Genomic DNA, 24,531 nt, shown 5'->3' with positions numbered 1-24,531 from the left:
TCCTAGTCCGTCTGTTCTTCATTCTGTTTCGGCAGGGATACGGCCTCAGCCGTAGAAGCCCCTGCCCTCGGCAACCAGCCGCTCGATCAGCGCGGCCGGCTTGAAATATTGGTCACCTACGAGGCCCGCGTATGTGTCGAGCGCCGCCTTGACCTTCGGCAGGCCGACCTGGTCGGCATAAAACATCGGACCACCCAGATAGGTCGGGAAGCCGAAGCCGTTGGTCCAGATGACGTCGATGTCGCCGGGCCGCGCCGCCGCACCCTCGTCGAGGATCTTGGCTGCCTCGTTCACCATGGCAAACAGGCAGCGTTCGAGGATTTCCTCGTCGGTTATGGGACGCGCGGCGAAGCCTCGCTCCTTGCGGTGAGCCTCCAGCAGTTCATCGACAGCTGGATCGTGCGAAGCCTTGCGGTTCTCGTCATAGACGTAGTAGCCCGCACCCGACTTCTGGCCGAGCCGGCCGGCTGCGACCAGCTTGTCGACGATGTTGCACTGCTGCTCGCGCGGCGACATACGGGCGACACGTGCCGCCCGCGCTGCGGCCATGATGTCCATGCCGGCGAGATCGGCTAGCGCGAACGGGCCGATCGGGAAGCCGAAGGCGGTTAGCACGCGGTCGACCTGTTGCGGCGTCGCACCGTCCTCGAGCAGGAATTGAGCCTCGCGCGTGCGCTTGGACAGCATGCGGTTGGCAACGAAACCTTCGGAGCGCCCGACCATGACGGGCACCTTGCCCAGCCGCTTGCCCAGCGCCGTGGTGGTCGCCAGAACGTCGGGGGCGGTCTTCGCTGCACGCACATTCTCAAGCAGCTTCATGACATTGGCCGGGTTGAAGAAATGCATGCCGGCGACACGCGCCGGGTTCTTCGACGAGCCGGCGAGTTCCTCGATGTCGAGGAACGAGGTGTTGGTGGCGATGATCGCATCGTCGCGCAGGACGGCATCGAGCCTGGCGAAGACGTCCTTCTTGACCATCATGTCTTCGGTCACCGCCTCGATCACAAGATCGACGTCACCGACGCCGTCATAGGAGGTCGCTGGTGTCAGCAGCGCCATGCGGCGCTCCATCTCTTCGGACGACAGGCTGCCGCGCTTGACGCTGCCTTCATAGATATTGCCGATGGCCCTGACCGCGGAAGCCAGGCCATCGTCCGTCAGGCCGATCAGCGTCACCGGAATGCCGATGTTGAGGAAGCAGGCGGCGATACCGCGGCCCATGGTGCCCGGACCGACGATGGCGACCTTCTTGACGTCGCGCGGCTTCACCTCGGCCTCGACGCCGTCGATCTTGAGCGCCTCGCGCTCGGCCGCGAAGATGTGGCGCAGCGCCTTCGACTGCGGCGAAACGAGCAACTCCTTGCAGGTCTGGTATTCCAACGCGATCGCCTCGGCGACCGGCGTCTCGGTGACCATCTTGACCAGATCCACCGCAGCAAGAGGTGCGTTGAAACCTTTGTATTTCTTGGCCAATGCCGCACGGCTGGTCTCGAGCACGGCTGGGTCGAACGCCGGCACCGGCAGGTCGCTGGTGCGGCGCAGCTTGGCGCCGCCAGCAATCACCTTCTCGGCGAAGGTTACGGCCGCCGCCTTGAGCTCGCTCGAAACGACCTCGTCGACGATGCCTTTTTCCAGAGCATCGCGTGCCGTAATCTGACCGCCTTCGCTGATCATCGCCAGTGCCTGCTCGACGCCGGCAAGACGCGGCAGGCGCACCGTGCCGCCCGACCCCGGCAGGATGCCGAGCTTGACTTCGGGCAGGCCGACCTTGGCGCTCTCCACCGCGATGCGGTAGCTGCAGGCAAGCGCCACTTCGAGGCCGCCGCCAAGTGCGGTGCCGTGGATCGCAGCCACGATCGGCTTCGTTGCAGCATCCAGCGTGTCGATCACTTCGCCGAGCAGCGGCGCCACCATCGGCTTCTTGAATTCGGTGATATCAGCGCCGGCGATGAAGGTGCGGCCTTCGCACAAAATGACCATGGCGCGCGCCCCGGCATCGCTTTCGAGCGCCTTCACGGCCTTGATCAGCCCGGACCGGACCGAATGCGACAGCGCGTTGACGGGAGGGTTGTCGACGGTCGCGACCAGAATGTTGCCTTGCTTTGCGACCGAAACGGTCCTTGCGAGCAGCTCGGTCATGCCGGCACTCCTTCCTTGCTATGTCCTGAATTGCCCGTCACCAGCACGACCTTGCCTTTGACGGCGCGCTCCATGACGACGTCGAGCGCTTCGGCAAAGCGGTCGAGCGGATATGCGGCCGAGATATGCGGCCTGAGCTTGCCCTTGGCGAACCAGTCCATCAGCTCGGCGATATTCTCGGCATTCTTCTCCGGCGCCGAGCGTGCATAGGCGCCCCAGAACACACCGATCAAAGCCGACTGCTTGAGCAGCAAAAGGTTGAGCGCGATCTTGGGGATGTCGCCGGCGGCAAAGCCGATCACCAGCAGCCGGCCGAAAAGTGCCAGACCGCGCACCGCCGTTTCCGTCATGTTGCCACCGACGGGATCATAGACCACGTCGACGCCCTGCCCGTCCGTCAGTTCCTTGAGCCGCTGGCGCAGGTCCTCGGTCGAATAGTTGATCGTCTCGTCGGCCCCGTATTCGCGGCATAGCGCCAACTTCTCGTCGCTGGAGGCGGCAGCAATGACGCGCGCACCCATCTGCTTGCCGAGCTCGACCGCTGTCAGCCCGACGCCGCCGGCAGCGCCGAGAACCAACATCGTTTCGCCCGGCCTGATCTGCGCACGATCCTTGAGGGCATGGTGCGATGTCGCATAGGTGATCAGGAAGCCGGCGGCTTCGACGAAGCTCATCTCGGCGGGGATCGGAAACACCTTCCAGGCATCGACCGCGACCTGCTCGCCATAACCACCGATGCCGGCAAAGGCCAACACGCGCGCGCCGACCTTCAGACGCTCGACACCATCGCCGACCGCGATGATCGTGCCGGCGGCTTCGCTGCCCGGCGTGAAGGGTCGCTCGGGCTTGGTTTGATACTTGCCCTCGACCATCAGTCCGTCGAAGAAGTTGATGCCGCATGCCTCGATGCGGATGACCACCTGGCCCGGTTTCACCAACGGTTCAGGGACCTCTTCGATCCTGAGCTGCGCCCTTGGGGCGAACTCCTTGCAGATCACTGCCTTCATTTTCCTACGCCGCTTGTTGCTGCCATTTCGGCACTGCCAATTTCTTCAATCGAAGCAAGGAATGGGACAGGGGCAGACCGCTAACATCGTCTGATGGGACTAGTCACAAGGCTGCACGCATTTTGGCCGCCAAGCCGCTGAAATGTCCGGCAATCTTAGTCCCTTCGGACGATGTTGAAGGCGCCCGGGCGCGCAGGTTCGCGGATAACGTTTCGAGGAGATCATCATGGCCCGTCTGGCAGGCAAAGTGGCATTCATTTCAGGCGCGACCGGCGGCATTGGCGAGGCTGCGGCGCGGCTCTTTGCACGTGAAGGCGCCAAGGTGGCGGTGGCCGGCCGCAGCCGCGACAAGGGCGAGGCCATCGCCTCCTCCATTAATACATCGGGAGGCACAGCACTCTATGTCGAGACAGACGTCACCGAGCCTGACAGCGTCGAGGCGGCGTTCAAGCTGGTGATGAACGCCTGGGGTCGGCTCGACGTGCTCTACAACAACGCCGGCGGCTCGAGTTCAGCCGACGGCCCGGTGACGGTTGCGCCGTTCGAGGAGTTCTGGCGCTGCATCAAGCTCGACCTGTTCGGCACCTGGGTCTGCTGCCGCAACGCGATTCCCCTGATGCAGCGGTCTGGCGGCGGCTCGATCATCAATTGCTCGTCGATCGTCGGGGCCATGGGCATCCCCAACCGCGACGCCTACTCGGCGGCCAAGGGTGGCGTCATCTCGCTCACCCGCTCGATGGCAGTGGAATTCGCCAAGGACAATATTCGCGTCAACGTGCTGGTGCCGGGCGCGGTCGCCACCGACCGAGTCCTCGGCTTCTTCGAGCGCGAGCCGCATCTCAAGGCACAGTTCGACGCCTATCTGCTCGGCATCGCCGAACCGGTCGATGTCGCCAACGCAGCACTTTATCTAGCCTCGGACGAGTCACGGAAAATGACCGGTCACCAGTTGCCCATCGATGGCGGCATCCTGATTTCATGACCGGCGCGCCCGGACTGGCTTAGTCTGTGCAGACGATGCCTGCTCATGCGGGCAAGTTCTCTAGTCGCCACAAAATCCCAATTTCGACTGCAGGAAATACGAGCATGGAAATCCTGAGCCAGGTGCTGGCGCGGAACGCACGGCTGATCGGCGAGCGCAACTTCATCATCTCCGACAAGGAGACGATCACCTATGCCCGCTTCGCCGAACTGACGGCACAGCTGGCAAATGTGCTCAAGGCGCGCGGCGTGGCCAAGGGTGACCGCGTCGGGCTCTATCTGCCGAGCACGCCGATGATGGCGATCGGCTTCTGGGCCTGTCAGCGCCTCGGCGCGATCCCGGCCCCGCTCAGCGCCATGTTCCGCCACGCCGAGCTGCGCAAGATCGTTGCCCAGACCGGCATGAAGGCGCTCGTCGCTGACAGCTCGACCTGGTCCTATTTTTCCGAGATCAGGGCCGAGTTCGCCGATCTCGCCCATTGCCTGGTCGTTTCGGGCGACGGCAGCACCGACGACCTCACCTCGCTGATGGCCACGGCACCCGCGACATTCGAAGACGTCGCTTGCCACATGGACGACATCTGCGCCCTGTTCTTCACCTCCGGCACGACCGGCGCGCCCAAGGGCGCCGCGCAATCGCAGTTCAACCAGTGCTCGACACTGCGCGACATGATGGTCTCGCACCGCACGCGCTTTGCCGAGGAAGTCTATCTCTGCGCCGTGCCGCTGTTCACCAATTTCGGCCTGACCGTGACGCTCAACCTCTGCCTGTACACCGGTGGCACCATCGTCCTGCACGAGCGCTGGGATACCCAGCGTGTGCTTTCCGAAATCGGCGAATACAAGGCTACCTATTTCGGCGGCACGCCGACCATGTATGTCTACATGGTCAACGAGGTCGATCCGGCCAAGCACGATCTGTCGTCGCTGCGCATCTGCACGACGGGCGGCTCACCTGTACCTCAGCCGGTCATCCGACGCTTCGAGGAGTTGTCGGGCGCCCGCGTCACGCAAGTTTACGGCTCGACCGAGACCAGCGGCCAGAACGTCATGGAGCCGACGGCAGGCATCCGGAAGCCAGGCTCCGCCGGCCTGCCCGTCGGCAGCTCGCGTATCTCGATCGTCGACGACGAAGGCAACGCCGTCCCACAGGGTCAGATCGGCGAGGTCATCATCTCGGGCGATTGCGTCGCCCAAGGCTACTGGATGGACGAAAAGGCGTCTGCCGAGGCCTTCGGCAATGGCGGCTGGAAGTCGGGCGACCTCGGTTACGTCGACGAGGACGGCTACCTGTTCATCGTCGACCGCAAGAAGGACGTCATCATCGCCGGCGGCCACAATGTCTATCCGCTGGAAATCGAGGCCCTGCTCTACAAGCATCCGGCGGTCGCCATGTGCGCGGTGGTCGGCGCGCCCGACGAGAGCAAGGGCGAAATCCCGGTCGCGGTCATCGTGAAGGCAGAGGGACAGGACGCGACCGCGGATGAGCTGATCCGCCACTGCCGCGAGAGCCTTGCCGCCTACAAGGCCCCGCGCGCCGTCCACTTCATCGACACCATGCCGGTCGAGGCCGCCAAGATCCGCAAACGCGAGCTGGTGCTGGCGCTGCGCGAAAACCGACTGGACGATTTCAGGAACAAGTGAACGCGGGCTACCAGAACGCAAAAGGCCGCGTCAAATGCGCGGCCTTTTGCATTGCAGCTTACACCTGGCCATTGTCCCTAAGCGGACACCACATCACCCGCGCCACCGAATGCGCTCCAGCCGCCATCGACCGGCAGAACCGTGCCTGTGATGTAGGACGCCCAGTCCGACAGCAGGAACACGGCGGCTCGCGCCATTTCTTCCGGCAGCGCCAGTCGGCCAAGCGGCGTACGCCGTTCCAGGATCGTCGGGTCGAATGCCTTGCGCTCGAGCAAAGCCTGAACCATCGGCGTGCGCGTATAAGCCGGCGCGATCGCATTGACGCGAATGCCCGAGGGACCCCATTCGCAGGCCAGCGTGTGCGTCAGGTGATTGATCCCGGCCTTGGCCGCGGCATAGGCCGAGCGACGCGGGAAGCCGCCGAGCCCGACGATGGACGACACATTCACGATGGCGCCGCATCTCTGCCGGAGCATCGGTCGCGATGCGGCGCGGCACATCAGGTAGGTGCCCTTGAGGTTGACGTCGATGACGCGCTGCCAGCGTTCCACCGACTGGTCGTGCACCGGCACGAGGTCGTCGCCGATGCCGGCAGAGTTGAAAACGAGATCGAGGCCGCCGAGAGCCGTGATCGCTTCCCTGACCATGCGCTCGGCATCGTCCTCACTTGCGACGTCGCCCTGGGTGACATCGGCTGCTGCGGTGCGCTGTGCCGCCGGATCGAGTTGTTCGCGGTTCAGGTCGGCAATGACCACGCGTGCGCCGAGATCCGAGAGCAGCCTTGCCACCGTTTCGCCAATGCCGCTGGCGCCGCCAGTCACCAGCACCCGCTTGCCGTCGAACCTGATCGCGGGCGCGCTCATACGTCGGGATCCCCGCCGTCTTCGGCGTCCTGCTTGACGTGGAAGTCCGGCTGCCATTCTGCGCGCGGCTGGACATGCAGCCTCCAGTAGGCTGCGGCGACCAGATCGTGATCGTAAGGCGTTCCGGCCTGCATCGTGCCATGGATGGCGACAGTCGACACATGAATACCCGCAGGGGTGAGTTCCTTCTCCAGCGAGTGTCCAAGGCTGCGCAGCGCCGCCTTGCCGAGCGAGGTCACGCCCCATTCGATCCACGGGCCAAAGGCAAGCACACCACCGGTGAGCAGGATCGTACCGCGGCCGCGGTCGATCATTCCTGGCGCAACGGCCTGGGCCGCATGCAGCGCACCAGCCACGTTGGTCCTGAAGGCGTCGACGACGTAGTCGACGCTGGCCGCCTCACCATGCGACTTCCAGCCGTCGGCGGTGCCGTATTTCACCTCGCCCAGCCGCGACGGCGTGACGAACCGCGCCGGCTCGATGATGGCGGCATTGTAGATCAGCGCCTCGGCATCGCCATGCCGCTCGCGGATCGCCGCATGGACATGGTCCATCTCTTCGGGCTTGCCGGCGTCGCCGACAAATCCGGCAACGTCGAGGCCCTCGGCCCGCAGCTCCTGCTCGTAGCGTGCAATCGCTTCTGCGCGGCGGCCGACAAAGGCAACACGATGTCCTTCACGCGCGAACTTCTTCACCAAAGCCTGGCCAAGCCCAGGCCCCATGCCGATGACCAGAGTCGACGGCGCGCTCATGGTGCTGCCGTGATTTTGGTGGTGGCCTCGGTGTGGTCGGCCGTCTGCTGGGCCTTGCGCTCGGCGCGGTTCGCCAGGAATTCCTCCAGCGTGCCGATGATGCCCTTGCGCAGGAACAGCACGCAGAGAACGAATATGATGCCCTGCACCACCACGACCCAGGCACCGAGGGTGGCCAACTCGCGTTGCAGCGTCACCAGCACTGCCGCACCGACCACCGGTCCAAGCAGCGTGCCGACGCCGCCGATCAGCGTCATCAGCAGCACGTCGGCCGAGGTCATGAAGAAGACGTCGGCCAGCGACGCCAGCTGGAAGATGATCGCCTTGAGGCCGCCTGCTACGCCCGACAGCATCGCCGAAAGCGTGAATGCGATCAGCTTGAACCGGTCGGTCGAATAGCCGAGCGAAATGGCGCGCGGCTCGTTCTCGCGGATCGACTTCAACGTCTGGCCGAACGGCGAGTGAATGATGCGGTAGATGAAGGCGAAGCCGGCCAGGAACACGGCGAGGGTCACGTAGTACATGTTCAGCGTGTTGGAGAGATCGATGACGCCGAACAGCATGCCGCGCGGCACCGACTGGATCCCGTCCTCGCCATGGGTCCATGGCGCCTGCACTCCGTAGAAATAGATGATCTGCGCCAGCGCCAGCGTGATCATGGCGAAGTAGAGCCCCTGCCGGCGGATCGCCAACCAGCCGAACAACGCGCCGATCGCCGTCGCCACCATGACGCCCAGAAGGATGCAGAGCTCGGTCGGCAGGCCCCAGGCGGCAGCGGCATGCGCAGTCACATAAGCCGATGCCCCGTAGAAGGCGGCATGGCCGAAGGCGAGGAGGCCGACGTAACCGAAGATCAGATTGTAGGCGAGTGCGAACAGTGCCAGCACCAGGATCTTCATGCCCATGACGGGATAGACGAGGAACGGCAACGCCACGCCGCCGACCGTGAAGATCGCGAGCCACAGGCGACCGTTCTCGAGGAAGCTGCCGGAGCGGCCCGACGAGACGTCGGCGACCGAGTGGCTCGTCGTCTCCTTGCCGAACAGGCCAGCCGGGCGGAAGATCAGCACCAGCGCCATGATGATGAAGATCACGGTTGCCGAGGCCTGCGGATAGAAGACCTTGGTCAGGCCCTCGATCACGCCGAGCATCAGGCCGGAAACGATGGCGCCGAAGATCGAGCCCATGCCGCCGATGACCACGACGGCGAAGATGGTGATGATCATGCCCTGCCCCATCTGCGGGCTGACCTGGTAGATCGGGGCTGCCATGACGCCGGCGAAACCGGCAAGACCGACACCGAACGCGTAGGTCAGCATCAACAAGCGCGGCACGTTGATGCCGAAAGCACGGACGAGATCGGGATTTTCGGTCGCGGCCCGGAGGTAAGAGCCGAGCTTGGTTCGCTCGACCATGTACCAGGTGCCGAAGCAGACGACGATTGCCGCAGCGATCACCCAGGCGCGGTAGATCGGCAGGAACATGAATCCGAGATTGATGCCGCCTTTCAGAGACTCCGGCACGCCATACATCTGGCCGGCGGCACCGTAGTAGACGTTGAAGGCACCCTCGATCGCCATGGCGAGGCCGACGGTCAAAAGCAGGCCGTAGGCATGGTCGAGATCGTAGACGCGGCGGATGAAGATGCGCTCCATCAGCGCGCCGATGACAGCCACCACCAGCGGAACGATGACCAGCGCCCACCAGTAGCCGATCGACGGCAGACCAAGACCCGGGAACAGTTCAGGCAAGCGCATGAGATACCAGGCGCCGAACGCACCCAGCATGTATTGCGCGCCATGGACGAAGTTGCCGATGCGCAACATGCCGAAGATGATCGCCACGCCCAGGCTCATCATGGCGTAGAACGAACCGTTGATGAGGCCGACGAGCAGCTGGCCGAAAAGAAGGGTTGGCGGAACGCCAATCAGGTCCATCATGGCCATCACACCCCGAGATAAGCTTGGATTTTGGCTTCATTGCCGGCGAGTTCGTCGCGGCTGAAGCGCTCGACCACCTTGCCGTGGTCGACGACGAAATGCCGGTCGGCGAGCTTGGAAGCGAAGCGGAAGTTCTGCTCGACCAGAAGGATGGTGAAGCCCCTCGCCTTCAGCTTCTCGAGCACGACGGCGATCTGCTTGACGATGACCGGCGCAAGGCCTTCGGTCGGCTCGTCGAAGATCAAAAGCTTGGCGCCCGTGCGCAGGATGCGGCCGATGGCCAGCATCTGCTGCTCCCCGCCTGACAGCTTGGTGCCGGGGCTCTGCCAGCGCGCCTTGAGGTTCGGGAACAGCTCGAGGATCTCGTCCACGGTCATGCCGCCCTTGGCGATGACCGGCGGCAGCTCCAGATTCTCGGCCACCGACAGGCTCGAGAAGATGCCGCGCTCCTCCGGGCAGTAGGCGATGCCGCGCCGGGCGATGATCTCGGGCGCCCGCTTCGCAACGTTCTCACCGCGATAGGTGATAACACCGGTCTTCTTGCGCACGAGGCCCATGATACAGCGCAGCGCTGTCGTCTTGCCGGCGCCGTTGCGGCCCAGCAGCGTGACGAGTTCACCCTCGCGGATGTCGAAATTCATGCCGTGGAGCGCCTTGCTCTCGCCGTACCAGGCATGCAGGTCGGCGATGTCGAGCACCACCTGGGAAGTCTCAGTCATCTGCGCCACCGATATAGGCTTCGACAACGCGCGGATCGCGCGACACGGTTTCGTAGTTGCCTTCGGCCAGCACCCGTCCCTGCGCCAGCACGGTGATGGTGTCGGAAAGGGCTGAAACCACCGACAGATTGTGCTCGACCATCAGGACAGTGCGGTCGCTTGCTACCTTGCGGATCAGTTCGGCGATGCGGTCGACGTCCTCGTGGCCCATGCCCGAGGTCGGCTCGTCGAGCAGCAGCATCTCGGGATCCAGCGCCAGCGTCGTGGCAATCTCCAGCGCGCGCTTGCGACCGTAAGGCAGATTGACCGCGACATGGTTGCGATAGGAAAGCATGCCGACAGCGTCGAGCAGTTCATCGATGCGATCGTTGAGCACGCCGAGCGTGCGTTCGCTTTGCCAGAAGCGATAGGAGGTCCCCGTCGGCCGCTGGAGTGCCATGCGCACGTTTTCACGCACGCTCATGCGCGGAAACACCGCCGAAATCTGGAACGATCGAACGATGCCCTTGCGCGCCACCTCTTCCGGCTTCAGCGCGGTGATGTCCTCGCCGTTGTATCGGATCGTACCTTCGCTGGGCTGCAGGAACTTGGTGATCAGGTTGAAGGTCGTCGTCTTGCCGGCGCCGTTGGGGCCGATCAGGGCGTGGATGGTATTGCGCCGGACCTTGAGGTCGACGTCTTTTACGGCGGCGAAGCCATAGAAATACCGGCTCAGCCCGGACGCCTCGATGATGTAGTCGTCCGCAGTGCCTTGCTGCACCTTGTCCTCCACGTACTCTAGGAAATATGCGGCACAGGGCGCCCGTCATACGTCGACGAGAATGCCCTTGCCGCGTGATGCCAGCTGCCTGAGTGCCACCACCTTCTGGTAGTCGTCAGAATGGTAGAATTGGCGCGCCGCGTCAGCGCTCGGGAACTCGACCACCGAGATCGTCGCCGGCTGCCAGCCGCCTTCGAGGCTTTCGATTCGATCGCCCGACAAGACGAAACGCCCGCCGCCGGCGGCCATGATCGGCCCGGCGACCTCGCGATAGTGCTGCCAGGCGGCCTCGTCGGTAATTTCGATCTCGAAGATCAGATAGCCGGGCAAGTCGTCACTCCCATCGGGTGGACGCGCCGGACGGCGAGCGTGCCGTCCGGCGCTGTCGGATCAGCCTTTGGCCAGCTTGCAGGCGCTCTTGTCGATCGAGCGGAAGGCGATGTCGGCAGGAACGGTGGTCACGACCTTGAACACGTCCTGCGCATCGGATGCCTCGCCGGGCGCACGCACCTCAAGCAGCTGCATGTCATGCACGAGGCGGCCGTTGGGCAGCAGCGTCGCATTCTTTGCGAACAGGTCGTTGATCTTGCCTTCGCGCAGCTTGGCGAGCACCGCGGTCGGCTCGTCGGTACCGGCGGCCTTGACGGCGTTCAGATAATTGGTCGCTGCGGAATAGGCACCGGCCGCAACCCAGCCCGGAGCATTGCCGGTCTTCTTCTGCATCTCTTCCTTGAAGTGCTTGGAAGCGTCATCGGTGTTCCAATACCAGGCGGCGGCAAACTGGATGCCCTTCAGCGCTTCAAGGCCGATGGCGCGCGCATCCGACTGGTGCAGCACGGTCAGCGCCACGCGCATGCCCTGGTCGATCAGGCCGAACTCCTGGACCTGCTTGAGCGCATTGACCAGTTCAGGACCATTGACCGTCAGCGCCAGAACCTTGGCGCCCGAGGCCTGGGCCTGCAGGATGTAGGACGAGAAGTCGGTGGTGCCGAGCGGCGCCCGCACCGAACCCAGTATCTTGCCGCCTTCTTCCTCGACGGCGGTCTTCACGCCGGCTTCCAGCACCTTGCCGGCTTCATAGTCGGGCGACAGGATGAACCAGGTCTCGCCACCGGCCTTGAGCTGGGCGCTGACCGACGAACGCACCTGCGAATAGGCGTCGTATGCCCAGGCCATGCCGTAGCCGTTGCAGTCGGCCTCGGTCATCTTGTCGGTCATCGGCGAGACGAAGAAGCCGAGCTTCTTCTGTTCGCCCAAAAGGTTGTTGACCGAAAGCGCGATTGCCGAATTGGCGACATCGAACAGCGCGTCGACATTGTCGCGCTCCAGCCATTCGCGGGCGATGGACAGTGCGATCTCGGGCTTGTTCTGATGATCGGCCGAGACCAGTTCGATCGGCTTGCCCAGCACCTGACCGCCAAAGTCGGAGATTGCCAGCTTGACTGCCTCGGTCACCTCGGTGCCGCCGAGCGCGGAGAAGGAAGAGCTCTGGTCGTTGAGCACGCCGAGCTTGACGCTGGTGTCCTGTGCTGCGGCAGTCAGCGCGGTCGACAGCAGCAAAGCTGCCGCGAGAATGGATTTCTTCATGTCATTCCTCCCCAGGAACGTAGGCTTTGGTGCCGGTCTGGATGCGCGCCGGCATTGATGTGCGCGCAAGGCCGCCACGCGGCATGGCGTGACGACTCCTCAAGGAGAAATCACAGGATGCAGGCGAGCCGAACATCGTCCATGCGGACTACCGCATATGTCGGCCTGGGCCTGAACAACGCTTGCCTGGGCTAGTTCGTTTGCAGGATGCGAGCCGACGCGCACGCGCAAGACATCGCGGCATGAGAGAATTCGACACGATCATCGTTGGCGCCGGCTCGGCCGGCTGTGTGGTGGCCAACAGGCTAAGCGAAGACCCGGGACATAGGGTGCTTGTCCTCGAGGCCGGACCATCGGACCTTCATCCCTTGGTCCGGATGCCCCGGGGATGGGTCAAGCTGACGAAGCATCCGAAACGCTCATGGAACTTTCCTGTCGAGCATGAAGAAGGTCGGCCGGAAGCCGAGACATGGGCGCGCGGCCGCGGGCTTGGCGGATCGAGCTCGATCAACGGAATGCTCTATTGCCGGGGCGCCCCCGAGGACTACGACGGCTGGGCCGACTTCGGCGTCACGGGCTGGAGCTGGACCGAGATGGCGCCAGTCTTCCGCAAGATCGAGAACCATCAGCTTGGTGGCGATGTCATCAGGGGCGGCAATGGTCCCTTGCAGGTCAGTGTTCGTCCTCTCGCCGACCCTCTCGGCCAGGCGATCCTCGATGCAGGTGCTTCGCTCAGCCTCGACCATCTCGACGACCTCAACGGCGCCAGACGCGATGGCGTCGGTACCTACACGCATACGGTCGACCACATGGGGCGGCGCATGAGCGCGGCCCGCGCCTTCCTCCGACCGGCGATGCGGCGCAAGAACCTCGTCGTCCAAACCGGCGCGCAGGTTCTGCGTATCCTGTTCGACGGTCGTCGGGCAGTCGGCGTCGAATATCTCGTGGGCGGTCGCCAACGCACCGCCCGGTCGGCAAGCGAGGTCATCGTTGCCTGCGGCGCGATCCAGTCACCGCAACTGCTGCAGGTGTCAGGCGTCGGCCGCCATGATGTGCTTTCGGCGGCTGGCGTCCAGACTGTGACCGAATTGCCCGGCGTCGGCCGCAACTTTGCCGAACACCTCGTTGTGGCGCTGCCCTATCGCCTTGCCGGAATGCATGGCCACAACCGCAGCTTCAGTGGCCTGCGCCTCGTCGGCGAGGTGCTGCGCTATTATCTCGCCGGCACGGGGCTGATGAGCTTCGGTGCGTCCGAAATCGGCGCGTTCGTCCGCTCCTCGTCAGACGTCACCTATCCGGATCTGCAGCTATCGCTGTCACCCTACACCTTCGCCCGTGGGCTGCTGCAAGGCCGCCTGAAGCTAGAGGCCGAGCCCGGCATCACCATCATCGGCTATGCCCTGCGGCCGGAAAGCCGCGGCGAGATTACCATCCGCTCGGCCGACATGCGCGACATGCCGCCGATCCGGCCGAACTGGCTGGCGACGGAAAACGACCGGCGCACCGCCATTTCGATGATGCGCATAATGCGCGACTTCGTCGCCCAGCCTGCATTGCAGCCCTTCGTGAAGCAGGAGCTTTGGCCTGGCCCAGCAGTGCAATCGGACGACGACATGCTCGCTGCCTTCCGCGCGACCTTCGTGTCGGGGCTGCATGCGGTCGGCACTTGCCGGATGGGCAATGACGCCGACGCCGTCGTCGACGAGCGATTGCGCGTCCATGGCGTCGATGGCCTCCGTGTGATCGATGCCTCGGTCATCCCGGCACCGATATCGGGTAACACCAACGGCCCTGTGATGGCGCTGGCCTGGCGCGCTGCTGACCTGGTACTTGAGGAAAGGCGCTGAACGCTCAGAAATCGAAGAATTCGCTTCGTGCGCTGCTGAACGCCTTTTCCAATCGATGGACCATGCGCCAGCCCTTTTCGGTCCTGCGATAACGCACATCATATTGGCCGCAAGCTGTGCGGCTCATCGTGTGGTTCGGTGTTAACCGGCCGATGGCGACGAACTGGAAATGCAGGTGACCGGTCGCCTCGTCCCCGTCGATGTCGAGCAACGGCAGACCGGGCACATGAACGCCGGAGAATTTCGCCGTGAAATCGAAGCAGAAAGCCGACAGTTGCTCCCTGCCCTCAACCTTGAGCGCCGAGCGGTCGCCGACGGCCGCGATTTCGAACACGCCGTCCGCAGTGAACACATCGGCCCATGCCTTGCCATTGCAGCAGTCCCAGGCGCGCGCATAGCGCGCCTCGAGCGCGATGATGTCGAGCATTGCCTCGGCGCGCGCCAGCCTTGCCTCCAGCATCTCAGGCGTTCCTGGCAAATGCATCGCGCAGCCTGGCGCCACCGTGGTCGATCGCCAGCCGCGCTTTGCCGATCAATCCGACCATGCTGGCAAAGCCGTGCGAGACACCGTCGTAGCGCCTGGCTTCCACATCAACACCGGACTCGGCCAGCGCTGTGTAAAGGGCCTCGACCTCACTGCGCAAGGGATCGAATTCGGCAATGGCGATCGTCGTCTGCGGCAGCCCGGCAAGATCGACGGACCGAAGCAGCGCGACACGGGGATCTGCCAAGCCAGCCGGCTCACCCACATATTGCCGCCAGTACCAGCGCATCATTCCCGCGCTAAGGAATGGAGTCTGCGGGAAAGTGTCGTAACTCGTGCCGGAAGCCGTGGGATCCGAAGCAGGATAGAAAAGCAACAGGTGTCGCAGTTTCAGGCGGACCTCCGATGAGGCATGGAGTGCGGCAGCTGCCGCCAGATTGCCCCCGGCACTATCTCCGGCAAGCGCCAGCCTCCTGCCGTCGCAGCCGAGCGTGATAGCGTTGGCCGCCGCCCACTCCAGAGCCGCCAAAGCATCCTCGTAGGCTGCCGGGAACCTGTGTTCCGGCGCCAGCCGGTAGTCGATCGACAGCACCGCGCAATCGCCCGCCTTGGCCAGCGCCCGGCAGAAATTGTCATGCGTATCCAGCGAACACAGCACGAAGCCGCCGCCATGCAGGAAGACCAGCAGCGGCAATGCCTTGCCCTGACGTGGCTTGTAGAGTCGCGCCGGGATGTCTCCGGCACCGCCGGCAACGGTGATGTTCTCGACCGCGGCCATCTCGGTGCGCTCCGTCGGCCATCCCGCCGCGTTCACGGCAACGCGCAACGCCGGGATGTCGACATTGACGAGGTCGAGCGGCGGCCGCCTGGCGACGACCTCCGCCATCGCGGCAATATCTGCATCGAGCGCCAATTCCATAACCAACCTCCGCGGCATTTCTTCGGCTGGAGTGAAAGCCAGCCCCAAGACTCGCCGCATCGTTCGATCGGGTGAGCCAATGAAAAAGGCGCCGCCGGAAACCGGCGACGCCTTTCGCAAGTTGAAACCGTTCTGCTGCTTACTGGGCGCAGTCGGCACGTTCGACGAGACCGTCCTCGCGCAGCTGGTATGGGTTCTTGACGACCTTGAGGCTCTCGACCGACGGCAGGAAGTGGTTGTCGGCGCTGGCCGCCAGTTTGCCCGTCAGCGTCTTGATCTCGCCGGCGTTGGCCTCGATCCAGGCCGCAACCGACTTGCCGTCGGTCTTGCCCGAACCGTTCATGGCGGCAGCCAGGATGAAGGGTTGGATGTAATAGGGCACCAGCGCCGAGGGTCCGCCCATGCGGTCGAGATCGGCAATATCGGCCTTGGCCTTCTCGGCGAACTTGGCGAACGGCTTCTCGCCGAGCGCGTCGCCCGGGCAGAAGGTCATGCCCTCGAACTGCACCGAATACACGCCCTCGAACGGCTCGGTGCCGATTGTGGCGGCGTTGCCGACGGCGTAGTTGGTCATGGTCAGGCTCGCCAGCACGGGAACGTCCCAGCCGATGTCATAGCGATTTTCCAGCATCTTGCGGGCGTCGTCGCCGATCGAGTTGATCAGCAGCACCGCTTCGGCCTCGGAGTTTCGCAGCGAAAACAGCTGCGGGGTCATGTCCTCGGTGCGGAAGGCGAATTCCTGGATGGCGACCGGCTCCACGCCCTTGCCCTTCATGTAGTTGACGATGTCGGACACCGCCGCCTTCGACATGCCGCCATTGTCCGAGATCAGCGCCAGCTTGGTCAGCTTCAGCGTATCGAGCGCATAGGCGATGTTGGGGATCATCTGGTTCTCACCGATCGGCGAGGTGGAGAAGTGGTACGGGCCGACCTGCGGGGTCAGCTGCGTCGAGGCGGCGCTTGAAACCTGGGCGATATTGGCTTCGGTGCCGATCGGCATCAGCGGCGTCGTTTCCTGGCTGGTTGCCGGGCCAACTACCGCCGCAACCTTCTCGCTTTCGATGAGGCGGCGCATCTCGCTGACGCCATGCGTCGGGTCGGTCATCGTGTCGGCCAGCACCAGCTCGACCTTCTTGCCGAGAATGCCACCGGCGGCGTTGATGTCGTCGACAGCACGCTTCCAGGCGACCTCGGCATTCTTGCCGATCGAGGCGCCCGCGCCGGTCAGCGACATGATGCCGCCGATCTTGATCGTCTCTTCGGCCCTGGCCGTGCCGGCAGCTGCCAGGGCGGTGAACGACATCAGGGCGGCGACAATGGCGCGCCGGCTGCGAATGCTGGAAGTCATAGTCTGGTCTCCACGGAAATCGATGCCGCCGTTTCGGCCTAACGTGATTGGCAGGCATCGTCCATAAGGACCATTGAATTGAGCCAGCAGCTGCCTCGCCTGGCCCAATGCCATCAGCAGCAAAACGGCCCTCACCCGATCGAACGATGAATTTCGTGATTGCCAGCCGGACACTCCAGCTCATGCCGAAAGGGCAATTGTCTCAAGCGGAGGATCCTGCCAGTGAAATTTTCCATGATCTACGAGGCGCAGATCGCCGAAACCCATCGGGAGGCCGAGCAGCAGGTTTTCCGCGAGATGGTGGAACAGTGCGTGCAGCTCGACAGGAGCGGCTTCGACGGGGTCTGGTGCGTCGAGCACCATGGCCTGACGCAATATTCGCACATGTCGGCACCGGAAACCTTCCTCGCCTTTGTCGCCGGCCAGACGAAGAGGCTCGAGATCGGCCATGGCGTCGTCTGCCTGCCGCCGGCGATGAACCATCCCATCAAGGTCGCCGAACGTGTCGCCATGCTCGACATCCTGTCGAATGGCCGCGTCAATTTCGGTGTCGGCAAGGGCGGCAGCCAGCAGGAGGCCGGTGCCTTTGGCTACCAGTTGGCCGAGTTGCAGCCGCTGATCGACGAGAGCATGTATCTGATCCCGCGCCTCTTCACCGAAGAAGTGGTCGAGCATGACGGCCGGTACATCAGGTTTCCAGCCCGCCCCGTCCATCCCAAGCCGCTGCAGCAACCGCACCCGCGCATGTACATGGCCTGCACACGCTGGGAGGCGGTGTTGACAGCCGGCTCGCGTGGCCTCGGTGCGCTGGTCATGGGTTTCGGCGGCCCCGACGAGATCAAGACCAAGAGCGATGCCTATCGGAAGGCCTTTGCCGAGCGCAAACCAGAGGACCAGGTCGGATTCCGCCCGACCGAGCACCTCTCCGCCCTGTGCCCGGCCATCGTCCTGCGCGACCGGGACAAGGCCCGCCGCATCGGCTTGCGTGGCCAGCGCTTCTTCGCCGAGGCGCTGTCGCACTGGTATCAGGGCGGTCCCAAGCCTGAGGTCGACGACATGAGCCCGGAAGAGCATCTGGCGGCGCTCGACAAGGTGCGCGAGCACAAGTTCGCCAAGCTCGGCGAAGACAAGATCGCCTACAATCCGCAGGCCTATGGTTATCTCGACGACATCAACGACGCCTATGGCACGCCAGAGGATTGTATCCGCTATGTCGAGCGCCTGTTCGAGGCCGGTGCCGACGAGATCATGTTCCTGTCGCAGATGGGCACCGTGCCGCATGAAGCGATCATGGAGACGATCGAGCTGATTGGCAGCGAGGTGATCCCGCATTTCCGCGGCAAGAAGCTGCGCGTCGCTGCCGCCGAATAGGTTACCAGCGGTCGGCACCCAGGAGCCGGCCGCCTTTTCCCGCACCGGAAATGACAAAGGCCGGCACAACCATCGGGCCTTTCCGCTGCCTGGTCGATAGGCGTTTGTATCACTTTGTATCACATTGCCAGATGCGCGCCGACGTAGCGGGCGTCGGCATAGATCAGCGGCTCGATGCTGCCGAACAGTGCGACGTCGGTAACCCGCCCAACGAACACGCCATGGGTACCATAATAGAATTCTCCGTCATTGGCGCAGAAGATGTTGGCTTGGGCGTCGCCAAGATAAGGAATGCCCTGGCGCTCGCGCCAGTCACCCTCGGCGAAGCGCGCCTCGCCCTTCACCTGGCCGCCACAACGTTGCGCCAATGCTTCATGATTTCGTCCCAATATGTTGACACAGAATGGTACTTTCGCCTGGAACGCGGCGAAGATCGAGGCGCTCCGGTTGACGCAGGCGAGCAGTGACGGCGGCTCCATGCTCAGGCTGTCGACAGCGGTCGCGGCCATGGCCAGCCGCTGGCCTTGATGGCTTGTGGTCAGGATCACCACCGACTTCGCCAGCCGGCGCATCGCCGCTCGCGTGTCCGCCACCAGCTCGTCGACCTCAATGGACATTCCGCGCTCCTCCACGTCCTGCAACGATCGCAGCATCGCGCAGAACAGGGCCCTGAGGCATCGTTCGAACGGGCGAGCCCAGAAATTGCGGTTGGCCGTTAGCTCAGCTCGTCGACCGAGCGCAGCAGCAGCCGCACGAGCTCACTCTGCCTGCTCACTCCGGTCTTGGAAAACACCATGCGCAAATGCGCCTTGGCGGTGTTCTTGGTGATGCCGAGCGTGGCACTGGCATCGTCGAGGTCGAGACCCTGCCCCATCAGCGCCGCAAGCTCCGCTTCTGCCGGCGTCAGGCCAAACAGCCTGACAAGCACCGCAGGCTGCGGCGCAACGTTGCTGCCGGCGTCGGCGATGATGACGAGTGCCGCGCCGCGCAGCGGCGCATGCAGCTTGGCCGAATGCGGTGCCGGCCTGACGACGAGCCCGAGCGCCTCGCCGCAGGAACGATGAATCGAAAACGCGCGCGAGCCGGCAAAGGAGGCGTCGCTCGTCTCGGCAATCTCGGCCACCGCCGTGGTGAACGCACCGCTCGGTCCGGCCTCGTCGAGCAGGCGCAGCCTGCCGCGATCGTTCTTTAGCACGTCCTTTTCGGCCAGGATCGCTTCGGCCTGTGGCGTTGCCTGCAGAATGCGGCAGTCACGGTCGACGATGATGGCGCCCACCGCCAACCGCCCCAGCGCACCGGCGAACAGCTCGCGCTCGGCCTCGAGCCCGTTCAGCCTGAGGAATAGCCCCATCGCCTGCGTCAGATGCGGCAACAGCCGTCGGAACGACTCTCGTTCGGCCGTACCGAAATTGTCCCGACCCAGCACACGTGTCGCACGCATCCGCACCCGCGCCCCGGAGGGCTCGACGATATCGGCACCCACGACATGCATCCAGCCCGAGCCGGTCATGAAACTCGTCATGAATTCCGAGCGGGAAAATCCTCCCTCGCCGACAAGCTCGGCAAGCGTCGTCACCTTGCCGAGCGGCAGGTCGATGAACGGGTCTTGCGTGTAGAGGTCGTTGTAGCGCGCGATGCGCTCTTCCGACGCCGCCCCGGAATAGATCGCACCCGGTCGGTCGCGGCGCTGGCGCTCGATGATCAGCGTACTGCTTTCAGCATCAACCGATGCCCGCAACCCCTTGAGAAAACTGTCGAAGGGCTTTGCTTCGCCGATACCGGCATAGAGCAGTTCGACCAGCCGGTCGTGATCGGGCGCGGCACCAGATACTTCCGCGCGATCGGCCACGGTCAGTTCGCGTCCGGCGCGTAACGCTTGATCAGGTCGAGGAACAGCGGTGTCTCGCCGCCGCCATGCACCTCGAGCTGCGCACCGGTGACGAAGGTCGCCGTCGGACTGGCGAGGTAGAGGGCGGCGCGGGCGATGTCGTCTCCACGCCCCATGCGCTTCATCGGCACCGAGGCGGCAATCGCCTGCTGTGCCTCGCGTGAGCCATAGGTCTCATCGGCTTTTTCGGTCTCGATGAGGCCGACGATGATGGCGTTGACGCGCACCTTGGGCGCCCATTCCTGCGCAAGGCTGGTGGTCAGGCTGAGCAGGCCAGCCTTGGCCGCGCCGTAGACCGAGGTGCCTGGCGACGGCCGGCGGCCGGACACGCTGGCGATGTTGATGATGTTGCCGCCTTCCGGCAGCCTCGCCATCCAGTGGTAAACGGCCTGCGACATGTAGACGGGCGCCATCAGGTTGAGATTGACGATGGCGTCGGAGAAGCGCGGCGATACCGTCGCTGCGTCGACATGGGGCGAGCCGCCGGCGTTATTGACCAGCACGTCGATACGGCCATGCTCCTCGCCGACACGGTCGACCAGCTCCTTGCAGGCCTGGGCCGTGCGCACGTCGCATTGCATGAAGATCGCCCTGTTGCCGTTCGAATGCGGCAGGCTGTCCGGCTCGGTGCGTGCGCAGACGACGACGGTTGCGCCCGCGCCGAGAAAACCCTCGGCGATCGCCCGGCCAATGCCCTTGGTGCCACCGGTCACGATGACGACCCTGCCCTCGAAGGTCGAGCCAACAGGTTGCGGGGCATTGCTCATGTCATAACTCCAGGCATGGTCCGTCGCGCGCGTCTGTACGCAGTCCTACAGCCTTTATGTCGGTCGCCGTAAGGTTTATTCGTCTCTTCGGACGATGCTGGCCGCCCGCCGACGCCTATGTTCCCGCCAAACTAGCCCGGTGACCGTCCGCGGCCGCCATACCGTCGAACAGGCCCAGTGCCTCCAGGTAGACAGATGATCTCAGAAGACGCCGACTGGAAGTTCACCACCATTCCTGCCCTCTGCGCGCGCGCCGCCGAGCTCTATGGCACACGCACGGCCGTTGAGGACAATGGCGTCGTGCTGAACTTCGTCGAGCTCGACGCGATGCGCAAGCGCGTCGCCAAGGCGATGATCGCAGCCGGTGTCGAGAAGGGCGACCGCATCATGGTCTGGGCGCCCAACACCTGGAAATGGTTCGCCACAGCCCTTGGCCTCGTCACCGCAGGCGCCGTGCTCATTCCCGCCTCCACCCGCTTCAAGGGCGCGGAAATCGCCGAGCTGGTCAAGCGCAGCGGCACCTCGGTGCTGTTTTCGGTCGGCGACTTCCTCAACACCTATTACCCTGACCAGCTCCGTGCCGAGACGCGCGACCTGCTGCGCGAAGTTGTCGTCATCGGCGACGGCAGCAAAGGCGATCGCGACTGGGAGAGCTTCGTTGCATCGGGCGACAGCATCAGCGATGCCGAGCTTGCCGCACGCGAGGCCACTGTCGGTCCGGACGATCTCTGCGACATGCTGTTCACCTCGGGCACCACGGGTTATCCCAAGGGCGTCATGTACGGTCACCAGCAGTGCCTTCAGGCGATCGATGCCTGGGCAACGCGTGTCGGTATCCGCGAGCATGACCGCATCCTGGTCATCCCCCCTTTCTTCCACGCCTTCGGCTATCGCTCCGGCGCCATCGTTTCGCTGATGCGTGGCGCGGTTCTGATGCCGCATCTCACCTATGATGCCGGCGAAATCCTCAAGCGCGTCGCCGAAGAGAAGATCAGCGTCATCCCCGGTCCGCCCGCCATCTTCCAGGGCATGCTCCAGCATCCGGACCTGGCAAAATTCGACACCTCCAGCCTGCGCCTCGGCGTCACCGGCGGCGCGGTCGTGCCGTCGATCCTCATCCGGCGTATGCGCGAGGAACTCGGCTTCGCCGGCGTTGTAAACGGCTATGGGCTGACCGAGTGCGGCGGCTACGGCACCATGTGCCTGGCGTCGGACCCGGATGAGGTGATTGCCAACACTGCCGGCAAGGCGGCTCCCGGCGTCGAAGTCCGTATCATGGGCGACGACGGCCATTTCCTGCCCGACGGCAAGCCCGGCGAAGTGGTGATCCGCGGCTACATCGTCATGAAGGGCTACTTCAACGATCCAAAATCGACGGCCAAGACCATCGACCCCGAGGGCTGGCTGCACACCGGCGATATCGGTTACTTCGACAGCGACGGCAACCTGCGCATCGAGGACCGTCTCAAGGACATGTACATCACCGGTGGCTTCAACTGCTATCCGGCCGAGATCGAGCGCATCCTGAGTCAGCACCCGGCCATCGGCATCGTTGCCGTGATCGGTGTGGCAGACGAGCGTCTCGGCGAGGTCGGCAAGGCTTATGTCGTGCTGCGCCCGGGCACCAGCGCCACCGAGAAGGACATCATCGACTGGTCGCGCGCCAACATGGCCAACTACAAGTGCCCGCGCAGCGTCGAGATCCGTCCGTCCCTGCCCACCAGCCCGCAAGGCAAGGTGCTCAAGAACATTCTGCGCGAAGAGGTCCCCCAAGACGCCTGATCGCGTGCGCCTGCCCTCCGATGCGGGGTCCGGAGCGGCAGGTGCAGACTTTTCCCCAAGGGCCGGTGCGCAAGCGCCGCCCTTTTTTCTTGGCCGCGTTGCCCAGACTGCGCGTCCCCCGGGATGCGGCATCCCCGGGGATACTGCATTGACCAAAGAAAAGGGCGCCGGTTGCCCGACGCCCTTCAGTTCTTCCTGACGCAGTGGCTCGGCTACGCCCCGTAGACCGCCTTCGGTGCCGGACGCGTGGCCACCAGTTCCTTGATCCGGTCGCCGAGCTCGGCTGCGTCCCATCGGCTGCCCTTGTCGAATTCAGGGCCGTCGTTCCAGCCGAGGCAGATGCGGATCTTGCCGCCGATCAGCTCGAAGATCTGGCCGGTCACTTCAGCCGACGCCGAACTGCACAGCCAGGCAACCAGGGGTGCGGTGTTCTCAGGCGCGAAGATATCGAACTCGCCGTCCTTGGCCTGCATGGCCTCGGCAAAGGCGGTCTCTGTCATGCGCGTGCGGGCATTCGGCGCAAGACCATTGGCGGTGATGCCGTAGCGGCGGAGCTCGGCTGCCTGGACCAGTGTCAGCGAAGCGATGCCGCCCTTGGCCGCCGAATAGGCGCTTTGGCCGACGCTACCCTGCAGGCCGGCGCCCGAAGAGGTGTTGATGATGCGGGCGTCGACCGTCTTGCCGGCCTTCTGCTGGGCGCGCCAATAGTCGACGGCGTGTCTGCTGACGCAGAAATGGCCGCGCAGATGCACGCGCAGTACCGCGTCCCATTCATCGGGCGTGCATGACACGAACATGCGGTCGCGCACGAAGCCGGCATTGTTGACCACGGCATGCAGGTCACCAAAGGCGTCGAGTGCGGCCTTGACGATGCGGCCGCCGGCCTCGAAATCGGTGACGTCATCATAGTTGGCGACGGCCTGGCCGCCCATGGCCTTGATCTCGTCGACCACCTGCTGCGCCGGCGTCTCCGCCGTCGCGTCGCCATGAGTGCCGACGCCGAGATCGTTGACCACGACCTTCGCGCCTTCGGCCGCGAGGCCCAGCGCATAGGCGCGACCGAGGCCGCGGCCGGCGCCGGTGACGATCACAACCCTGTTTTCGCAGATCGCTGCCATGTCAGTCCTTCTCACTTTGTCTTGGTCGACAGGCGCACAGCGCGCGCCTTGCCGGTGTTGCGTTTGCGGCCAGGTTCCGCGACGCGGAGCGGTTCGCATTCCACGAGATCGGCAAGCGACCGGTCGGCCAGCCGCTGATACTCACCGTCGCCATTGTTGCGCCAAATGATAGCGGCTTCCGGCATTTCCTTGATCACCTTGGCTGGATTGCCGGCGATCAGGCTACGTTGAGGCGTCACCACCTCGTTCTTCACCAGGCTGAGCGCTGCCACCAGGCTGTCGTCGCCGATAACGGCGCCGTCGAGCACCACGGCATTCATGCCGATAAGTGCATTCTCGCCCACCGTGCAGCCATGCAGGATGGCGCCGTGGCCTACGGTCGCGCCGCGGCCGACGATGCAGTCCGAGCCCGAGCCGGTGTGCAAGGTGCAATTGTCCTGCACGCTGGCATCGCCGATGACTGTGATGCGGCCGAAATCGCCCCGCAGCGACGCCCCGGGGCCGATGTAGCAGCGCGGCCCGATGGTCACGTCACCGATCAGCACAGCCGTCGGATGCAGGTAAGCAGTGGGGTCGACCACCGGCACGATGCCTTCAAAGGCATAGCACGGCATG

At 64.2% G+C, this 24,531-nt stretch carries 22 protein-coding genes and 1 pseudogene; 5 read left to right on the top strand and 18 right to left on the bottom strand.

Annotated elements, in window-relative coordinates; translation table 11 throughout:
• Window positions 1–45: 45 nt before the first annotated feature.
• Complete coding sequence (locus Amn_RS14180; protein WP_286288339.1) at window positions 46–2,139, bottom strand: 3-hydroxyacyl-CoA dehydrogenase NAD-binding domain-containing protein; 2,094 nt, start codon at window positions 2,137–2,139, stop codon at window positions 46–48.
• The gene (locus tag Amn_RS14175) at window positions 2,136–3,146 is read right to left on the bottom strand and encodes an NADPH:quinone oxidoreductase family protein (RefSeq protein ID WP_154386527.1); all 1,011 of its coding nucleotides are present in this window, start codon (window positions 3,144–3,146) and stop codon (window positions 2,136–2,138) included. Before Amn_RS14175 ends, Amn_RS14180 begins: the two co-directional genes overlap by 4 nt.
• 226 nt (window positions 3,147–3,372) lie before the next feature.
• Between Amn_RS14175 and Amn_RS14170 the strand changes: the two genes are divergently transcribed.
• Both Amn_RS14170 and Amn_RS14165 read left to right on the top strand, forming a co-directional pair.
• Window positions 3,373–4,128, top strand: a complete 756-nt coding sequence (locus Amn_RS14170; protein ID WP_154386528.1) for an SDR family NAD(P)-dependent oxidoreductase — start codon at window positions 3,373–3,375, stop codon at window positions 4,126–4,128.
• A gap of 104 nt (window positions 4,129–4,232) precedes the next feature.
• The gene (locus tag Amn_RS14165) at window positions 4,233–5,771 is read left to right on the top strand and encodes a class I adenylate-forming enzyme family protein (protein WP_067962133.1); all 1,539 of its coding nucleotides are present in this window, start codon (window positions 4,233–4,235) and stop codon (window positions 5,769–5,771) included.
• Window positions 5,772–5,848: 77 nt separating this feature from the next.
• Here Amn_RS14165 and Amn_RS14160 read toward each other — a convergent pair whose 3' ends face one another.
• The 8 genes and pseudogenes from Amn_RS14160 to Amn_RS14130 form a co-directional block, all read right to left on the bottom strand.
• Window positions 5,849–6,634 (bottom strand): SDR family NAD(P)-dependent oxidoreductase, encoded by a 786-nt coding sequence (locus Amn_RS14160; RefSeq protein ID WP_154386529.1) that lies wholly within the window; start codon window positions 6,632–6,634, stop codon window positions 5,849–5,851.
• On the bottom strand, window positions 6,631–7,386 hold the full coding sequence (locus Amn_RS14155; RefSeq protein ID WP_246670851.1) for an SDR family NAD(P)-dependent oxidoreductase: 756 nt from the start codon (window positions 7,384–7,386) through the stop codon (window positions 6,631–6,633). Before Amn_RS14155 ends, Amn_RS14160 begins: the two co-directional genes overlap by 4 nt.
• Window positions 7,383–8,285 carry a branched-chain amino acid ABC transporter permease gene (locus Amn_RS32625; protein WP_353622436.1) on the bottom strand — a complete coding sequence of 301 codons (903 nt, stop codon included), beginning with the start codon at window positions 8,283–8,285 and terminating at the stop codon, window positions 7,383–7,385. Before Amn_RS32625 ends, Amn_RS14155 begins: the two co-directional genes overlap by 4 nt.
• 132 nt (window positions 8,286–8,417) lie before the next feature.
• A pseudogene (locus Amn_RS32620) lies at window positions 8,418–9,326 on the bottom strand (branched-chain amino acid ABC transporter permease); the annotation flags it as partial.
• Window positions 9,327–9,331: 5 nt separating this feature from the next.
• Window positions 9,332–10,045: an ABC transporter ATP-binding protein gene (locus tag Amn_RS14145; protein ID WP_067962138.1), complete on the bottom strand. Its 714-nt coding sequence runs from the start codon at window positions 10,043–10,045 to the stop codon at window positions 9,332–9,334.
• Window positions 10,038–10,805 (bottom strand): ABC transporter ATP-binding protein, encoded by a 768-nt coding sequence (locus Amn_RS14140; protein ID WP_067966563.1) that lies wholly within the window; start codon window positions 10,803–10,805, stop codon window positions 10,038–10,040. Before Amn_RS14140 ends, Amn_RS14145 begins: the two co-directional genes overlap by 8 nt.
• Before the next feature lie 45 nt (window positions 10,806–10,850).
• Entirely contained in the window at window positions 10,851–11,135 is a 285-nt protein-coding gene (locus Amn_RS14135; protein WP_067962140.1) for a DUF1330 domain-containing protein, read from the bottom strand.
• A 60-nt stretch (window positions 11,136–11,195) separates the two neighbouring features.
• Window positions 11,196–12,392, bottom strand: coding sequence for an ABC transporter substrate-binding protein (locus tag Amn_RS14130; RefSeq protein WP_154386531.1), 1,197 nt, complete (start codon window positions 12,390–12,392; stop codon window positions 11,196–11,198).
• 242 nt (window positions 12,393–12,634) lie between these two features.
• On the opposite strand from Amn_RS14130, the gene Amn_RS14125 reads away from it, so the two are divergent.
• Window positions 12,635–14,239 carry a GMC family oxidoreductase gene (locus tag Amn_RS14125; RefSeq protein ID WP_067962144.1) on the top strand — a complete coding sequence of 535 codons (1,605 nt, stop codon included), beginning with the start codon at window positions 12,635–12,637 and terminating at the stop codon, window positions 14,237–14,239.
• A 4-nt stretch (window positions 14,240–14,243) separates the two neighbouring features.
• On the opposite strand, the gene Amn_RS14120 is transcribed toward Amn_RS14125, so the two are convergent.
• From Amn_RS14120 to Amn_RS14110, 3 genes are read right to left on the bottom strand one after another with little or no spacing between them, the layout of a single operon-like run.
• Window positions 14,244–14,666, bottom strand: coding sequence for a nuclear transport factor 2 family protein (locus Amn_RS14120; RefSeq protein ID WP_286288327.1), 423 nt, complete (start codon window positions 14,664–14,666; stop codon window positions 14,244–14,246).
• A 34-nt stretch (window positions 14,667–14,700) separates the two neighbouring features.
• Window positions 14,701–15,801, bottom strand: a complete 1,101-nt coding sequence (locus Amn_RS14115) for an alpha/beta hydrolase (RefSeq protein ID WP_154386533.1) — start codon at window positions 15,799–15,801, stop codon at window positions 14,701–14,703.
• A complete protein-coding gene (locus Amn_RS14110) occupies window positions 15,782–16,990 on the bottom strand; it encodes an ABC transporter substrate-binding protein (protein WP_154386534.1) in 1,209 nt (402 codons plus the stop codon). Before Amn_RS14110 ends, Amn_RS14115 begins: the two co-directional genes overlap by 20 nt.
• Before the next feature lie 222 nt (window positions 16,991–17,212).
• On the opposite strand from Amn_RS14110, the gene Amn_RS14105 reads away from it, so the two are divergent.
• Window positions 17,213–18,361 (top strand): LLM class flavin-dependent oxidoreductase, encoded by a 1,149-nt coding sequence (locus Amn_RS14105; RefSeq protein ID WP_286288316.1) that lies wholly within the window; start codon window positions 17,213–17,215, stop codon window positions 18,359–18,361.
• Between the two features lie 119 nt (window positions 18,362–18,480).
• Here Amn_RS14105 and Amn_RS14100 read toward each other — a convergent pair whose 3' ends face one another.
• The 3 genes from Amn_RS14100 to Amn_RS14090 form a co-directional block, all read right to left on the bottom strand.
• Window positions 18,481–18,978: a flavin reductase family protein gene (locus Amn_RS14100; protein WP_286288314.1), complete on the bottom strand. Its 498-nt coding sequence runs from the start codon at window positions 18,976–18,978 to the stop codon at window positions 18,481–18,483.
• Window positions 18,979–19,076: 98 nt separating this feature from the next.
• On the bottom strand, window positions 19,077–20,210 hold the full coding sequence (locus tag Amn_RS14095) for a helix-turn-helix transcriptional regulator (RefSeq protein WP_286288312.1): 1,134 nt from the start codon (window positions 20,208–20,210) through the stop codon (window positions 19,077–19,079).
• 2 nt (window positions 20,211–20,212) lie between these two features.
• Window positions 20,213–21,016 carry an SDR family oxidoreductase gene (locus Amn_RS14090; protein WP_182574178.1) on the bottom strand — a complete coding sequence of 268 codons (804 nt, stop codon included), beginning with the start codon at window positions 21,014–21,016 and terminating at the stop codon, window positions 20,213–20,215.
• 195 nt (window positions 21,017–21,211) lie between these two features.
• On the opposite strand from Amn_RS14090, the gene Amn_RS14085 reads away from it, so the two are divergent.
• A complete protein-coding gene (locus tag Amn_RS14085; protein ID WP_286288308.1) occupies window positions 21,212–22,798 on the top strand; it encodes a FadD3 family acyl-CoA ligase in 1,587 nt (528 codons plus the stop codon).
• 212 nt (window positions 22,799–23,010) lie between these two features.
• Here Amn_RS14085 and Amn_RS14080 read toward each other — a convergent pair whose 3' ends face one another.
• Together Amn_RS14080 and Amn_RS14075 are read right to left on the bottom strand one after the other, a co-directional pair.
• On the bottom strand, window positions 23,011–23,916 hold the full coding sequence (locus tag Amn_RS14080; RefSeq protein ID WP_067962164.1) for an SDR family oxidoreductase: 906 nt from the start codon (window positions 23,914–23,916) through the stop codon (window positions 23,011–23,013).
• 11 nt (window positions 23,917–23,927) lie between these two features.
• Window positions 23,928–24,530: a gamma carbonic anhydrase family protein gene (locus Amn_RS14075; RefSeq protein WP_067962165.1), complete on the bottom strand. Its 603-nt coding sequence runs from the start codon at window positions 24,528–24,530 to the stop codon at window positions 23,928–23,930.
• Window position 24,531: the final 1 nt, after the last annotated feature.

The organism is Aminobacter sp. Y103A, from assembly GCF_030294925.1.
Lineage (GTDB): Bacteria > Pseudomonadota > Alphaproteobacteria > Rhizobiales > Rhizobiaceae > Aminobacter > Aminobacter ciceronei.
Note: the sequence above shows the minus strand (reverse complement) of the source record. Positions and strands in the feature narration are given on the sequence as shown.